Source organism: Streptomyces sp. NBC_01334 (genome assembly GCF_035983595.1).
In the GTDB taxonomy this organism is placed as follows: Bacteria; Actinomycetota; Actinomycetes; order Streptomycetales; family Streptomycetaceae; genus Streptomyces; species Streptomyces coriariae.
On record NZ_CP130718.1, the window covers coordinates 8035302 to 8049513 of the forward strand.

General features: G+C 72.8%; 13 protein-coding genes. 9 read left to right on the forward strand and 4 right to left on the reverse strand.

Features of this window, described 5'->3' with window-relative positions; translation table 11 throughout:
* Nucleotides 1-2 precede the first annotated feature (2 nt).
* On the reverse strand, nt 3-1013 hold the full coding sequence (locus OG736_RS35780) for an LLM class flavin-dependent oxidoreductase (RefSeq protein ID WP_327186088.1): 1011 nt from the start codon (nt 1011-1013) through the stop codon (nt 3-5).
* 81 nt (nt 1014-1094) lie between these two features.
* Nucleotides 1095-1868, reverse strand: coding sequence for an enoyl-CoA hydratase/isomerase family protein (locus OG736_RS35785; protein ID WP_327186089.1), 774 nt, complete (start codon nt 1866-1868; stop codon nt 1095-1097).
* A 101-nt stretch (nt 1869-1969) separates the two neighbouring features.
* Here OG736_RS35785 and OG736_RS35790 point away from each other — a divergent pair, with 101 nt between their 5' ends.
* From OG736_RS35790 to OG736_RS35800, 3 genes are read left to right on the forward strand one after another with little or no spacing between them, the layout of a single operon-like run.
* Complete coding sequence (locus OG736_RS35790; RefSeq protein WP_327186090.1) at nt 1970-2293, forward strand: hypothetical protein; 324 nt, start codon at nt 1970-1972, stop codon at nt 2291-2293.
* Nucleotides 2294-2309: 16 nt separating this feature from the next.
* The gene (locus tag OG736_RS35795; protein WP_327186091.1) at nt 2310-3824 is read left to right on the forward strand and encodes a class I adenylate-forming enzyme family protein; all 1515 of its coding nucleotides are present in this window, start codon (nt 2310-2312) and stop codon (nt 3822-3824) included.
* A 46-nt stretch (nt 3825-3870) separates the two neighbouring features.
* Entirely contained in the window at nt 3871-4905 is a 1035-nt protein-coding gene (locus OG736_RS35800; RefSeq protein WP_327186092.1) for a phosphotransferase family protein, read from the forward strand.
* Nucleotides 4906-5061: 156 nt separating this feature from the next.
* On the opposite strand, the gene OG736_RS35805 is transcribed toward OG736_RS35800, so the two are convergent.
* Nucleotides 5062-5829 carry an SDR family NAD(P)-dependent oxidoreductase gene (locus OG736_RS35805; RefSeq protein WP_327186093.1) on the reverse strand — a complete coding sequence of 256 codons (768 nt, stop codon included), beginning with the start codon at nt 5827-5829 and terminating at the stop codon, nt 5062-5064.
* A complete protein-coding gene (locus OG736_RS35810; RefSeq protein ID WP_327186094.1) occupies nt 5826-7145 on the reverse strand; it encodes an acyl-CoA dehydrogenase family protein in 1320 nt (439 codons plus the stop codon). Before OG736_RS35810 ends, OG736_RS35805 begins: the two co-directional genes overlap by 4 nt.
* A gap of 102 nt (nt 7146-7247) precedes the next feature.
* On the opposite strand from OG736_RS35810, the gene OG736_RS35815 reads away from it, so the two are divergent.
* The 6 genes from OG736_RS35815 (at nt 7248) to OG736_RS35840 (ending at nt 14210) form a co-directional block, all read left to right on the forward strand.
* A complete protein-coding gene (locus OG736_RS35815; protein WP_327186095.1) occupies nt 7248-8480 on the forward strand; it encodes a CaiB/BaiF CoA transferase family protein in 1233 nt (410 codons plus the stop codon).
* Nucleotides 8481-8514: 34 nt separating this feature from the next.
* Nucleotides 8515-9714: a cytochrome P450 gene (locus OG736_RS35820; protein WP_327186096.1), complete on the forward strand. Its 1200-nt coding sequence runs from the start codon at nt 8515-8517 to the stop codon at nt 9712-9714.
* A gap of 10 nt (nt 9715-9724) precedes the next feature.
* The gene (locus tag OG736_RS35825; RefSeq protein ID WP_327186097.1) at nt 9725-10192 is read left to right on the forward strand and encodes a VOC family protein; all 468 of its coding nucleotides are present in this window, start codon (nt 9725-9727) and stop codon (nt 10190-10192) included.
* Nucleotides 10193-10274: 82 nt separating this feature from the next.
* On the forward strand, nt 10275-11447 hold the full coding sequence (locus OG736_RS35830; protein ID WP_327187806.1) for an acyl-CoA dehydrogenase family protein: 1173 nt from the start codon (nt 10275-10277) through the stop codon (nt 11445-11447).
* Between the two features lie 4 nt (nt 11448-11451).
* The gene (locus OG736_RS35835; protein WP_327186098.1) at nt 11452-12948 is read left to right on the forward strand and encodes a class I adenylate-forming enzyme family protein; all 1497 of its coding nucleotides are present in this window, start codon (nt 11452-11454) and stop codon (nt 12946-12948) included.
* Nucleotides 12945-14210, forward strand: a complete 1266-nt coding sequence (locus tag OG736_RS35840; RefSeq protein WP_327186099.1) for an FAS1-like dehydratase domain-containing protein — start codon at nt 12945-12947, stop codon at nt 14208-14210. Before OG736_RS35835 ends, OG736_RS35840 begins: the two co-directional genes overlap by 4 nt.
* Nucleotides 14211-14212 lie beyond the last annotated feature (2 nt).

Sequence of the window (14212 nt, forward strand, 5' to 3'; positions counted from 1 at the left end):
GGTCAGGCCGGCTCCGGCACGGCGCCGACCAGGGCCAGCGCCGCCCTGGCGTACGCGGCCCGGCGCCGGTGGCTCACCATGAAGCTCGGCGGTGCGAAGTAGCCGACGTCGCGGGGGAGCGAACCGGCGCGGCGCGCGAGGGTGTCCTTCGCGTCGGCGGTCGTCCCGCACACGGCGATCCCGGTGAGCATCTCGTCGGTCACGGCGCGCGCCATGGCGTCGGTGTCACCGGTCCGGAACGCCGCCCGGAGCCGGGCGACGGGCTCCTCCCAGCCGTGGTGGGCGACGAACGGGTCGTACGTCCTGACGGTGAGGTAGAAGGCGATCATCCGCCGGGCGTCGGCGACGGCGCGTTCGGGTGCGGCGTCGTCGACCGCGGTGATGATCCAGCCGTGTTCCAGCGGACGCGCGCCGGCCCGGTCCCCTTCGCCCGTGCCGCCCGCGACCGAGGGGCGGACCACCTCGTTCCACCAGGAAGCGGTGAACAGCCCGTGCCCGACGACACCGTCGGCGACCCGGCCCGCGGTGGCGGCCATCCGGGTGTTGAACGCGGCGAGCAGTACGGGAATGTCCAGCCGGCCGAGCACCGGAGCGCGGACGTCGGCGTCGAGTGCGTAGAACTCGCCGGAGTAGCGGACCCGGTCACCGTTCTCGGCGTGCAGCCAGGCCCGGACGGCACCGACGGTCTCGGCGATCCGGGCCACCGGACGCTCGGCGGGCACGCCCAGCCAGTCCCGGTTGATCCGGAACGCCGCGCTGCCCAGGCCGAGGAACAGCCGGCCCGGTGCCCGGGCGTGCAACTGGCGCAGGGCGGTGGCGTGCGCGTAGGGGGTGCGGGCGAACGCGTAGGCGATGGCGGGGCCCGCCAGGGCGTGTTCGGTGTTCGCCACGATGTCGGCCACGGTGAGATAGGCGTCGTGATCGGCGAACTCCCCGGCACAGAAGGCGCCGACGCCCGCCTGCTCCGCCTCCCGTCCGACGTCCCGGCCGGGCCAGGGCATGCCGAACCGCATGAGAGCCTCCCGTTGGATGCCTGAAGCTGGGTTCGTGTACCCGCAAAAAAGTACACTTATTTAGGAGAGGCTAGGGGAGGCTCAGCGCAGTGTCCACCGCCCCCGGGGGACCGCGGAGCGGTCGACCCCGGCCTTCCCGACCGGGTTTCCGATCTGGGTGTACGACAGCCCGGTGCGCAGCGCCTGGGTGCGGGTCGAGTCGAGCGACTCCCAGATCGCCCGGACGGTGCCCTGGACGGCGGCGGGCGGTTTGGCGGCGATGAGGCGCGCGATCCCGTCGGCCCTGTCCCACAGTTCCTCGCGTGGCAGTACCTCGCTGACCAGGCCGATCTGGAGGGCACGGGCGGCCGACACGCGCTCGTCCAGGCCGAGCAGGGCGATGCGCAGCGCCTCGCCGAGCGGGATGCGCCGGGCGAGCCCGATCGGTTCCAGGGCCGCGGTGAGTCCGTAGCTGACATGCGGGTCGAAGAACGTGGCGTCCTGCGAACAGATCATGATGTCGGCCTCGTTGAGCCAGTAGAAGGCGCCGCCGGCGGCCATCCCGTGCACGGCGCACACCAGCGGCTTCCACACCTGGTTCAGCTTCGGCGAGAGGTACTCCCCGGGATCGGTCTGCGACCAGGCGTTGGAGTGCCGGTCGATCCCCTCCTTCACGTCCATGCCCGTGCAGAACGCCCGGTCACCGGCGCCGCGCAACACGACGACGCGCACGTCGTCGTCGGTCCTGACGGTGCGCCAGAGGGTGGCGAAGTCCTCCAGCATCCGCTGGTTGAAGCCGTTCATGACCTCGGGCCGGTTGAGGGTGATCGTGGCGACGTGGCCGGTCACCTCGAACAGGACGGTCTTGAGTTCCATCCAACAGCTCCGTTCTCGACGCGATCGAGGAAAGTAGTATACTTTTCTCTGGTTGCTCGATGCCACTGATCGGTACCACGAGAGCCGCGGAGGACACTGCGATGAGGCCACGCGTGGGGCAGATGCTCGCCAGTACGGTCGATCCGACGGTGGTGATCGTCGTCAGGTGCCCGGACGAGGAGCTGGAGATCACGTGCGGCGGCGCCGCCATGGTGGAGGGGGCCGGGACCGGCACCGGGACCGGATCTGCCGCCACCGGCACCGCCGACCCCGAACCGCCGGGCGGTTCGCTGCTCGGCAAGCGCTACGCCGCCGAGGACCTCGGCCTCGAACTCCTCTGCACGAAGCCCGGACCGGGCACGCTCGCGGTGAACGGCGTCCCGCTGCCGGTGAAGAGCGCCAAGCCGCTCCCGGCCTCGGACTGAGGGGCGGGGCGGCCCCGTGAACATATCGATGCTGTCGGACATGGCCGCCGAGGGTTTCGGCGACCGGGTCGTCATCGGGCGCGCGGACGACGGGCTGACCGCCCGGCGGTTGCGCCAACTGGCCGTGGGCGGAGCGCACTTGGTGCGGGCGGCCGACGCCGACGCGATCGTGTACCTCGCGGCGAACGGTCCCGCCCTCCCGGTCGCGCTGTTCGCCGCGGCCCGCGCCGGAGTCCCCCTGGTGCCGGTCAACTACCGCCTGGGCGAGGCCCAGCTCGACGCGCTGCTGGCCAACCACCCCCGCGCGCTGGGCATCGCCGACCCGGAGCACGGCGAGGCGCTGCGACGCGCCGGGCTGTCGGCGCACAGCCCGGCCGAGTGGCTGGCCCTGGCCGCGCGGAACTCCGGCCGCCCCGCCGCCGACGACGATCGGGCCCACCCCGTGCCGCCCCGGCCCGCACCGCCCGCCGTGCTCATCTACACGAGCGGGACGACCTCCGCGCCCAAGGGTGTGCTGCTGCGCCACCACCACCTGGTGTCGTACGTGCTCGGCACGGTCGAGTTCGCCGGAGCCGACCCCGACGCGGCGGCCCTGGTGAGCGTCCCGCCGTACCACATCGCCGCCGTCTCCGGCGTGCTGACGAACCTGTACGCGGGGCGCCGGACCCTGACCCTGGAGCAGTTCACGCCGGACGGCTGGCTCGGCCTCGTACGGGAGCAGCGGATCACCCACGCGATGGTGGTGCCGACGATGCTCGCCCGCATCATGGACACGGGCGGTCTCGACCTGTCGGTGCCGTCGCTGCGCGCGCTCGCCTACGGCGGAGCACGGATGCCGGTGCGGGTCATCGAGACGGCGCTGCGCGTCTGGCCGCAGGTGGACTTCGTCAACGCCTACGGGCTCACGGAGACCTCGTCCACGATCACGGTCCTGGGGCCGCGGGACCACCGGACGGCCGTGGCGAGCGACGATCCGGTGGTGCGGGCCCGGCTCGGCTCGGCCGGGCTGCCGGTGCCGGGTGTCGAGCTGGAGGTCCGCGACGCGTCCGGCGCGGTCGCGGCCCCCGGCGGGACCGGGCAGATCTGGGTGCGCGGCGAGCAGGTGTCGGGCGAGTACGCCGGGCAGGGCTCCGCGGTCGACGGGCGGGGCTTCTTCCACACCCGTGACCAGGGCCGCATCGACCGGGACGGCTATCTCCACATCGAGGGCAGGGCCGACGACACGATCATCCGCGGTGCCGAGAACATCGCGCCCGCAGAGATCGAGGACGTCCTGCTGGACCATCCGGACGTGCTCGACGCGGTCGTCGTCGGCGTCCCGGACGAGGAGTGGGGTCAGCGGATCGAGGCGGTGGTCGTCCTGCGCGACGGAGTGGCGACCGACGCTGACGCCCTGCGCGCGCAGGTGCGCGGCACGCTGCGCGGCTCGAAGACGCCGGACCGCATCACCCGCTGGCCCGAACTGCCCCGTACCCCGACCGGCAAGCTCGTACGCCGCGACATCGTCGAGGCGCTGACCGCTGACCGCTGACCGCCGAACACTGCCGGGCGGCCGTCGGCCGACAGGGATGAGACCCATGACCGCCATCGCCAACAGCACCGAACCGACCGAGGAGTTGGCGCGACGCACGGCCGTCGCGGTCCGCGACTGGGCTCCCGGGGCCACCGTGGAGTCGGTCGAACCGCTCACCGGCGGCACCTCCAGCCTCACCTACGTGGCCGCGCTGGCGGGTGTCCCGGCGGGCTACGGACGCGTCGTCCTCAAGGTGGCCCCGCCCGGCCTGGAACCGGTCCGCAACCGGGACGTACTGCGCCAGGCGCGGCTGATGCAGCTGCTGGCGGGTGTGCCCGGAGTGCGGGTGCCGAAGGTGCTGTTCTCCGACCGGGGGGCGCCGACGGCCCGTCAGCCCTTCGTGGCCATGGAGCTCGTGCCCGGTCAGTGCGTGGAGCCGGTGCTCGTGCCCCGGGGAACCGTTCCCGCGGGGCAGGTACGGGCCCGCGCCCTCGACGCGGCCCGGATGCTCGCGCACCTGCATCGGGTGGACCCCAAGCGGACCGCCCTGGCCGTGGAGCCCGTCGTCACCCTCGGCGCCGAGATCGACCGCTGGACCCGGGCGTTCACGACCGTGCCCGAGGACCTGCGCACCGGCTACGAGGCGGTCGAGGAGCGGCTGCGCGCCACGATGCCCGCCGCGATGATGCCGGTGTTCACCCACGGCGACTACCGGCTCGGCAACACCCTGTGCGACGCGGACGCGGTCAACGCCGTCATCGACTGGGAGATCTGGTCGCTCGGCGATCCCCGGGTCGACATCACCTGGCTGACCTTCTTCACCGACGAGGCCCGCCACCCGGCGTCCCCGTCGCGGGAGCCGACCGGGATGCCGGGCAAGGCGGAGCTGATCGACGCCTACCAGGAGGCGCGGGGCGGCCCGCTCCCGGACCTGCCCTGGTTCGAGGCGCTGACCAAGTACAAGGAGTCGGCCGCGACCGCCCTGTTGATCAAGCGCGGCCGCAAGGCGGGCCGGCTGACCGACATGCACCGGCGCATGCAGCCGGCCCTGCCGGTACTGCTGTCCGAGGCGACGGCCCTCCTCGGCCGAGCAGCCTGAGCCCCAGGGACACCGCGCCCCACCCCCCAGGGGCGCGGGTTACTGCGCGACCGGCCCCCACCGGCCCGCGGCCGAGGAACCGGCCCGCAGCAGAACGAACCGGCCGCGGCCGAGTAACCGGCCCGCAGCGAAACGCGCCGCGGAGCCGGCGGAGCCTCAGTACAGTCCGCCGTCCACCCGGATCAGTGACCCCGTGGTGTAGCTGGAGGCGTCGCTCGCCAGGTACAGCGCGGTGCCGATGATCTCCGTCGGGCGACCGGGGCGGCCGATCGCGCTGCGCGTGCTCCGGCGTTTCTCCTCGGACCAGGACCGGGAGACGTCGGTCAGGAACGGACCGGCCGAGATCGTGTTGACGCGCACCTTCGGGCCGTACTCCAGGGCGAAGACGGTGGCCAGCGCGTTGAGCGCGGCCTTGGCGCCGGCGTAGGGGCCGAACCTCGGCTGGGGGAACAGCGCTCCCGAGGAGGAGACGTTGATGATCGAGCCGCCGTCGCCCTCGGACATCCGCCGCCCGATCAGCGAGGTGAGCCGGAACGGGCCCTTGAAGTTGACCCCGATCACCTTGTCGAAGAGTTCCTCGCCGGTCTCCTGCGAAGAGGGCGCCAGCGGTGACATCCCGGCGTTGTTGACGAGGACGTCGACCCTCCCGAACTCCGCGTAGGCGGTGTCGGCCAGCCGGCCGAGGTCGTCCCAGTGGCCCACGTGCGCGGCGACCGGCAGCGCGCGCCGGCCGAGGTCGCGGACCTCCGCCGCGACCGTCTCGCAGGCGGGGAGCTTGCGGCTGGCGATCACCACGTCGGCGCCCGCGGCGGCGAAGGCGCGCACCATCTCCCGCCCCAGGCCCCGGCTGCCGCCGGTGACGAGCGCCACCTTGCCGGACAGGTCGAACAGACGGTCCGGGCCGGGGGTGTCGGCGTCGCTCATCCGTCCACCCGGCCGCTGAGGCTGTCGTCGCCGATGATGTGCGCGTACCGCTTGCGGGCGGCCTCCCGCTTCGGCGGGAGGTGTTCGCTGGGGAACAGTCCCTCGGCCGGCCGGTGATTCTTCAGCAGCTGCTTGGCGATCGTGGTGCGGTGCACCTCGGTCGGGCCGTCGGCGAGCGCGAGGTTGGGCACGGCCATCCACCACTTGGCGAGCGGGAGTTCGTCGGTGGTGCCGAGTGATCCGTGCAGGTGCACCGCCCGCTGGACGATGTCGTGCAGCACCTTGGCCGTCTGGACCTTGCACATGGCGATCTGGGTGCGGGCGGCGCCGTGCGGCCGGTTGTCGATGATCCAGGCGGTGTGCAGGACGAGCAGCCGGAACTGCTGAAGCTCCACCCAGGAGTCGGCGATGAACTGCTGCACCGCCTGCTTCTCGGCGAGCAGGGTCCCCTGGGTACGGCGGGACAGTGCCCGCTCGCACATCATGTCGAAGGCGCGCGCGCACTTGCCCACCGTGCGCATCGCGTGGTGCACGCGGCCGCCGCCGAGGCGGGCCTGGGCGACCTGGAAGCCCTCGCCGGGGCCGCCGAGCATGGCGTCGAGCGGGACGCGGACGCGGTGGTAGCGGAGGTAGGCGTGGATGCCTTCGTCGAGGGAGCCGCGCTCGTCCATGGTGCCGACGTTGCGCTTGATCTCGATGCCGGGCGTCTCGGCCGGCACGATGAACATCGACATCCGGGCGTGCGGCGGGGCCTGCGGGTCGGTGACGGCCATGACGATGAGGAAGGCCGCGTACCGGGCGTTGGAGGAGAACCACTTCTCCCCGTCGATCACCCACTCCTCGCCGTCCCGGCGGGCGTGGCAGACGAACTCCTTGGGGTCGGCGCCCGCCTGCGGTTCGGTCATCGAGAAGGTGGAGACGATCTCCCCGTCGAGCAGCGGACGCAGATAGCGGGCCTTCTGCTCCTCGGTGCCGAACAGGGCGAGGATCTCGGCGTTGCCGGTGTCCGGGGCGGCGGTGCCGAACACCGTCGGGGCCCAGTAGGAGCGGCCGAGGATCTCGTTGAGGAGGGCGAGCCGCACCTGGCCGTAGCCGGGCCCGCCCAGTTCGGGGCCCAGGTGACAGGCCCACAGGCCCTGCTCCCGGACCTGTTGCTGCAGCGGCCGCAGGATCGCGCGGGCCTTTTCGTTGCGGGTGTCGTACGGGTCGCCGCCGTGCGGGAACAGAAGGTCCAGCGGTTCGACCTCCTCGCGTACGAAGGCCGCCGCCCAGTCCAGCCGGGCCTGGAAGTCAGGGTCGATCGTGAAATCCAGCATGGCCAAAACAGTATACTTTTTGCTGCCCTCGGTCCATACTCTGGGGCAGACTTGGCACATTGGGTATGCGCAATTGCGATGAGCCGCAGAGGAGTTGGTCCGATGCAGAGGCCGATGGAGGGCGTGCGGGTGCTCGAGGTCGCACAGTTCACCTTCGTCCCGGCGGCGGGTGCCGTGCTCGCCGACTGGGGTGCCGACGTGATCAAGATCGAGCACGCCGAGCGCGGCGACGCCCAGCGCGGGCTGGTCCGGGTGCTCGGATACGAGGCCGCCAGCGAGGGGTCGTCCTTCTTCCCGATCATGGAGGGACCCAACCGCGGCAAGCGCAGCGTCGGCCTCGCCCTGGAGAAGCCCTCAGCGCGTCGCGTGCTGGAGGAACTGATCCGCACCAGCGACGTGTTCCTCACGAACTTCCTGCCCGAGGCGCGGGCGAAGCTGCGGATCGACCTGGAGGACGTGCGGGCGGTCAACCCCGACATCGTCTACGTCCGCGGCAGCGGCTTCGGTACCCGGGGGGACGAGGCCGGCAAGGGCGGCTACGACAGCACGGCCTTCTGGGCCCGCGGCGGAAGCGCCGCCGGTGTCACCGCGCCCGGCGCGGACCGGATGACCAGGATGCCCGCGGGCGCCTACGGCGACTCGATGGGCGGTATGACGCTGGCCGGTGGCATCGCCGCCGCCCTCTACTCCCGGGCCACGACCGGTGAACCGTCCGTCGTGGACGTGTCGTTGGTCGGAGTCGGCGCCTGGGCGACCCAGTTCACGGTCAACCTCGCGCTGATGACCGGCAGCCCGCTCCCCGCGCCCGCCCGGCCCCGGCACGGCTCGGCCACCAACCCGCTGATCGGGGCCTACCGCACCTCGGACGGCCGCTGGATCGAGCTGTCGATGCTGCAACCCGGCCGGTACTGGGCGGAGTTCTGCAAACTCGCCGGACGCGAGGAACTGAGCGGCGACACGCGCTTCGACAGCACCGAGAAGCTGATGGCCAACGCGGCCGAGGCCGCCGGGATCGTCGCCGGCATCATCGCCGCCCGCCCCTTCGCGGAGTGGACCGAGATCCTCTCCCGCGGGGAGGGCCAGTGGGCGGCCGTACAGAACGCCTGGGAGGTCGGCCAGGACCCCGCGCTGCGCGCCAACGGTCTGATCGCGCCCGTGGTGGACGCCGACGGAGTCGACCGTGAACTGGTCGCGAGCCCGGTCCAGTTCGACGAGACGCCGGCCGGCCTCACCCGGGCACCCCGGTTCGCGGAGCACACCGACGAGGTCCTGCGCTCGCTCGGCCTCACCGAGGACGAGCTGATCGCGCTCAAGATCGACGGCGCGGCGACATGACGGACGGACCGGACGCACGACGACAGGAGCCGTGATGCGTACGACGCCCGAACCCGACGGAACCCACGACGGCCTGCCCGCCTACCACTTCGACAACCGGCTCGGCGGCCCGGTCCTCAGCCACCAGGAACGCTGGGACGAACTGGCCGGCACCCACTCCGGGTTCCGCAGCACCGTCGCCCGCGGCTACTGGGTCGTCACGGACGGCCCGGAGGTGCAGAAGGCACTGCAGGACTGGCGGACCTTCTCCAACAGGTCGGTCACCGCGCTCGAGGCGGACCCGAAGTTCCTGTGGATCCCCGAGATGCTGGACCCGCCCCTGCACAACGTGTGGCGGCGGCTGCTCGGCCGCTACTTCTCGCCGGCCACCGTCGCCGCCCGGGAACCGGAGATCCGCCAGGTCGCGGCGGAGCTGATCGACGCCCTGAAGGGCTGCGACGGCGCCGATGTGCTGGACGAGTTCGCGCGCCGCTTCCCGACCCTGATCTTCATGCGCCTGATGGGCCTGCCGGAGGAGGACCTGGCCGTCTTCCTCGCGTGGACCCACGAGCTGCTGCACCTCTCCCACGCCGAGGACCCGGACGGCGCCCGGCAGTTGACCGCCATGCGGGAGGTGTCCTCGTACTTCGAGCGGCAGATCGCCCTGCGCCGCACGACGCCGCGCGACGACCTGCTCTCACACGCCATGACCTGGACGATCGACGGCGAGCCGATCGGCGACCGCGACATGCACGCCTTCTGCGTCCTGATGTTCCAGGCGGGCTTCGACACGGTCCCGATCTCGATCGGCTGGGCGCTGTACCACTTCGCCACGCATCCGGAGCAGCGGGCGGAGATCCTCGCCGACCCGTCGCTCGTCCCCACCGCGGTGGAGGAGATCCTCCGCGTCTACTCGTTCGTCGTCCCGGCCCGCAAGGCGACGAAGGACGTCGAGATCGGCGGCTGTCCGGTCAGGGCGGGCGAGATGGTGATGCTCCCGCTGGCGGTCACCAACCGCGATCCGGAACGCTACGTCAACCCGCTGGAGGTGGACCTGCACCGCAGGGACACCCACCACATCGCGTTCGGCTCGGGCCCGCACCGCTGTCTGGGCTCGCACCTCGCCCGCCTCGAACTCAACGTGGCGGTCGAGGAATGGCACCGGCGCATCCCCGGCTACCGGATCGCACCCGGCCAGGAGCTCTGGCAGCACGGGAACATGTACGGCATCAAGTCGCTCCGGCTCCAGTGGTGAGGGGCCGGCCATGACGCCTCCCCTCCGAGCGGCGGACCTGTACCACACCGGCATCGTCGTCCCGGACGTCGACGCCTGGAAGGACCGGATGGGCGCGGTCGCCGGACACCGGTGGACCGCGACGCTGTCCGCGGAGCTGCCGGTCCGGCTGGCGGACGGCGACCGGGTGCTGAACCTCCGCTACGCGTACTCGCTGGACGCCCCGCACATCGAACTCGTCCAGGAGATCCCCGGGACACCGTGGACGGCGTCCGAGCACCTCGCGACGCACCACCTCGGCTACTTCTGCGACGACCTCGCGACGACGTCGCTCCGGCTGGCGGAGTCGGGCTTCGCCCTGGAAGCCTGCGCGGTGATCGACGGGACACCGTCGGTCTTCGCCTACCACCTGGCCCCCTCCGGGCTCCGGATCGAGATCGTGGACCGCGCCCGGATCCCCGACTTATCCGCCTATCTGCGGTCGAAGACACCCCAGTGACAGCCCAGGACGGGAAGACGTGGCACCGACCTTCACCTCCACCTCCGACCCCACCCCCCATCCCACCTCCCACCCCCTCTCCCTGCTCACCTTCACCGAGGAGCACGAAGAGCTCCGCTCCACCCTGAGCCGTTTCCTCGCCGACAAGGCGCCGAGCGAGGCGGTCCGCCGCGCCATGGAGTCCGCGCCGGGCCACGATCCGGCGCTCTGGCGCCGGATGGCGGGCCAACTGGGCCTGCACGGACTGGCGTTGCCGCAGGAGTACGGCGGCTCCGGCGGCGGCCCCGTCGAGCTGGGGATCGTCCTCGAGGAACTCGGCCGGGCCCTGCTGCCCTCGCCCTACTTCGCCACGGTGGCCCTCGCCGGACAGGCGCTCGCCGTGTCCGGCGACGACACGGCGAAGGCACGCTGGCTGCCCGCGATCGCCGACGGTTCGCTGACCGGCACGCTGGCGCTGGCCGAGGAGAGCGGATCGTGGAACGTGGCGGACGTCGCGGCCGAGGCCGTGCCCGGCGACGACGCCTGGCGGGTCTCGGGCACGAAGATGTTCGTCGTCGACGGGCACAGCGCCGACCTGGTCCTGGTCGTGGCCCGCGCGGACACGGGCCCCGCGCTGTTCGCCGTCGACGGCGCCGCGCCCGGAGTGACCCGCACCCGCCTGGAGACAGTCGACCCGACGCGACGCCTGGCGCGGATCGACCTCGACGGCGCCCCGGCGCTGCGGGTCGGCCCGCCGGGCGACGCCACCGGATATCTGCGCACGGTGCTCGACCTCGCGGCCGTGGCACTGGCCGCCGAGCAGGTCGGCGGGGCGCGGGCGTGTCTGGACGCGGCGGTGGAGTACGCCGGGACGCGGGTGCAGTTCGGCCGCCCCATCGGGTCGTTCCAGGCCGTCAAGCACAAGTGCGCCGACATGCTGCTGAAGGTCGAGGCCGCGCGGTCGGCGGCGTACCACGCGATGTCCGTGGCCGCCGGGACAGCGGGCGAGCAGCCGCTGCCGGCGTCGGCCGGGCGACCGGACGCACTGTCCGTGTCCGCCGCGCTCGCCGCGGCGTACTGCGCGGACGCCTTCACCCACGCGGCCAAGGAGAACATCCAGATCCACGGCGGCATCGGCTGCACGTGGGAGCACGACGCACACCTCCACCTGAAGCGCGCGAAGTCGTCCGAGCAGCTCTTCGGCAGCCCCGCCGCGCACCGCAGACGGCTGGCCGACCTGGTCGGCATCTCCGTGACCACGGCGACGGGAGGCTGATCCCATGGGAATTCGCGACCGCCTGTCCCGGCTGCTGGCCGAGGCCGCAGCCGACGCCGAGGCGATCGAGTACGACGGCGGGTGGTGGACCTGGGGGCAGGTCCAGCGGACCGCGCGGGCGCTGGTCGAGACACTCGACGCGATGGGCGCGCAGGCCGGCGCCCGCGTCGGGGTCGTCCTGGAGAACCGGCCCGAGCACGTCGCCGTGGTCGCCGCGGTGATCGCCTCCGGGCGGTGCCTGGTGATGCTGAGCCCGCTGCAGCCCGCCGTACGGCTCGCGGCCGACATCGCCGCCTGCGAGCCGCCGGTGGTCGTCTCCGGCGCCGGACCGCTGGCCCGCGAGGGCGTCCTCGCGGCGGTGACCGCCCGGGGCGCCGTCCTGGAGCTGGGCACGGACGGCACCCTGCGCTCCGCGGGCGGCACGGCACCCGCCGGGGCACCCGCCGACCCCGGTGTCGCCGTGGAGATGCTCACCTCCGGCACCACCGGGCCCCCCAAGCGCGTACCGCTGCGCATCGGCCAGCTCGACCAGGCGCTGGTCTCCGGCGGACAGATCCCGAAGCCCGAGCGGCTGCTGTCGCGGTCGGCGTCGCTCGTGGCCACCCCGCTCGTGCACATCGGCGGGCTGTGGCGGGCGCTCGCGTGTCTCGCGACCGGGCGCCGCATGCTGCTGATGCCCAGGTTCGCCGTCGAACCATGGGTGGGCGCCGTGGAACGGCACGGGCTGAGGGCGGCGAGTCTGGTGCCGGCCGCCCTGCGCGCCGTACTCGACGCCGGGGTGCCGAAGGAGCGGCTGGCGAGCCTCCAGGTCGTCACCTCCGGAACGGCGCCCTGCCCGGCCGAACTCGCCGACGCGTTCCTGCGCACCTACGGCGTCCCCGTCCTGATGACCTACGGGGCCACCGAGTTCGCCGGCGCGGTGGCCGGCTGGACACTGCCGTTGCACGAGCGGTGGTGGCGGCGCAAGGCGGGCAGCGCCGGGCGCGCCTACGACGGCGTCGAGTTGCGGGTGACCGGCGAGGACGGCGCCGAAGTTCCGGTCGGCGGGACGGGACGCCTCGAGGTCCGGACCGAGCAGAGCACCCGGGGCGGTCGGGCCTGGGTGCGCACCAGCGATCTCGCCCGGATCGACGCGGACCGGTTCGTCTGGATCGAGGGACGCGCGGACGACGCCATCATCCGCGGCGGCTTCAAGGTGCAGCCGGAGACGGTCAGACGCGCGCTGGAGACGCACCCGGCGGTCCGGGAGGCGGCGGTGGCGGGGCTGCCGGACGCGCGGCTGGGCGAGGTGCCGGTCGCGGCCGTCGAGGTCGAGCCGGCCCGGCCCGCGCCGGACGCCGCCGAACTCGTCGCCCACTGCCGCGGCCGGCTCACCCCGTACGAGGTGCCGGCGCACATCGTCGTCCTCGACGCACTGCCCCGTACCCCGTCGAGCAAGGTGAGCCGCGTGGAGCTGCTGGATCTCGTGCGCGCCGGACTCACCAGGGAGGACCAGCGATGACGACCGCCGACGAACGCTTCGGCGTGCTGACCGACGAGGCGGTCGAGCGCTCCCGCCGCCGCCTCGGCGTCCCCCAGCCGCAGCGCAACCCGCCGCACAACTACGAGGTGACCCGGGACGGCGTACGCCACTTCGCGTACGGCTACGGCGACGACAACCCCCTCTACGCGGACCCGGCGTACGCGGCCACGACCCGCTGGGGCTCGCTCGTCGCACCGCCCACCTTCCTGTACACGATGGGGGAGGACGCCGCCCCGGCGCCGGACCCGCGGACGAGGGCGCTGCTGAGGGGCGACCCGTTCGCCGGACTCGGCTCCTACCAGGCGGTGATGGAGTTCGAGTGGTGGCGTCCCCTGCGACTCGGCGACCGGTGCCGGGTGCTGCAGACCCAGGTGGGTGTGCACCTCAAGCCCAGCAGCTTCGGCGGGCGCACCGCGCATGTCGTCCGCGACTACCTCTACGCCGACGGGCGCGGCGAGATGCACGCCCTGCGACGGGGCACCTGGATCAACGCCGAGCGGCACACCTCGAAGGCGAGGGCCAAGGAGCGACTCGTCCAGCCGCCCTACACCCCGGAGCAACTCGCCGAGATCGACGCGGCGTACGCGGCCGAGAGCCGGCGCGGCGCGCGTCCCCGGCACTGGGAGGACGTCGAGATCGGCGAGGAGCTCCAGCCCCGGGTGAAGGGGCCACTGACCACCACCGACGTGGTCGTCTGGCATCTGGGCTGGGGCATGCAGCTCACCCCGCCCGGCGCGTTCGGGATCGCCGCGAGGGTCCGGCGCAAGGCGCCCGGCCTCTATCCGCCGAACCCGCTGAACGTCCCCGACACCGTGCAGCGCCTGCACTGGGAGCCGGAGCGGGCACGGGAGCTGGGCCTGCCGGGCTCCTACGACTACGGCGGCATGCGCGAGACCTGGCTGTGCCATCTGCTCACCGACTGGATGGGCGACGACGGCTGGCTGTGGAAACTGCGCTGCGAGCACCGGAAGTTCAACTACCTGGGCGACACCACCTGGGTGCGCGGCACGGTCGTCGACAAACGGCGGGTGGACGGGCGGGCCGAGGTGCACGTCGACGTGCGGTGCGAGAACCAGCGGGGCGAGGTCACCACCCCCGGTACGGCCGTCGTCCTGCTGCCGACCCGCGACCGCGCCGTCCGGCTCCCGGCGCCGCCCGCCGCCGATCTGGACGGCATGGTCGCCCACGAACTGGCCCGATTCGCCGTCCCCGGCGATCAACCGCACGAAGCGAGGAGGTAGGC

Bases quoted from the DNA above. Each gene is read 5' to 3' on its own strand.
- OG736_RS35805 (WP_327186093.1), bottom strand. From the start codon at position 5,829: ATGAGCGACGCCGACACCCCCGGCCCGGACCGTCTGTTCGACCTGTCC.
- OG736_RS35785 (WP_327186089.1), bottom strand. From the start codon at position 1,868: ATGGAACTCAAGACCGTCCTGTTCGAGGTGACCGGCCACGTCGCCACG.
- OG736_RS35840 (WP_327186099.1), top strand. From the start codon at position 12,945: ATGACGACCGCCGACGAACGCTTCGGCGTGCTGACCGACGAGGCGGTC.
- OG736_RS35780 (WP_327186088.1), bottom strand. From the start codon at position 1,013: ATGCGGTTCGGCATGCCCTGGCCCGGCCGGGACGTCGGACGGGAGGCG.
- OG736_RS35815 (WP_327186095.1), top strand. From the start codon at position 7,248: ATGCAGAGGCCGATGGAGGGCGTGCGGGTGCTCGAGGTCGCACAGTTC.
- OG736_RS35810 (WP_327186094.1), bottom strand. From the start codon at position 7,145: ATGCTGGATTTCACGATCGACCCTGACTTCCAGGCCCGGCTGGACTGG.
- OG736_RS35790 (WP_327186090.1), top strand. From the start codon at position 1,970: ATGAGGCCACGCGTGGGGCAGATGCTCGCCAGTACGGTCGATCCGACG.
- OG736_RS35800 (WP_327186092.1), top strand. From the start codon at position 3,871: ATGACCGCCATCGCCAACAGCACCGAACCGACCGAGGAGTTGGCGCGA.
- OG736_RS35825 (WP_327186097.1), top strand. From the start codon at position 9,725: ATGACGCCTCCCCTCCGAGCGGCGGACCTGTACCACACCGGCATCGTC.
- OG736_RS35835 (WP_327186098.1), top strand. From the start codon at position 11,452: ATGGGAATTCGCGACCGCCTGTCCCGGCTGCTGGCCGAGGCCGCAGCC.
- OG736_RS35820 (WP_327186096.1), top strand. From the start codon at position 8,515: ATGCGTACGACGCCCGAACCCGACGGAACCCACGACGGCCTGCCCGCC.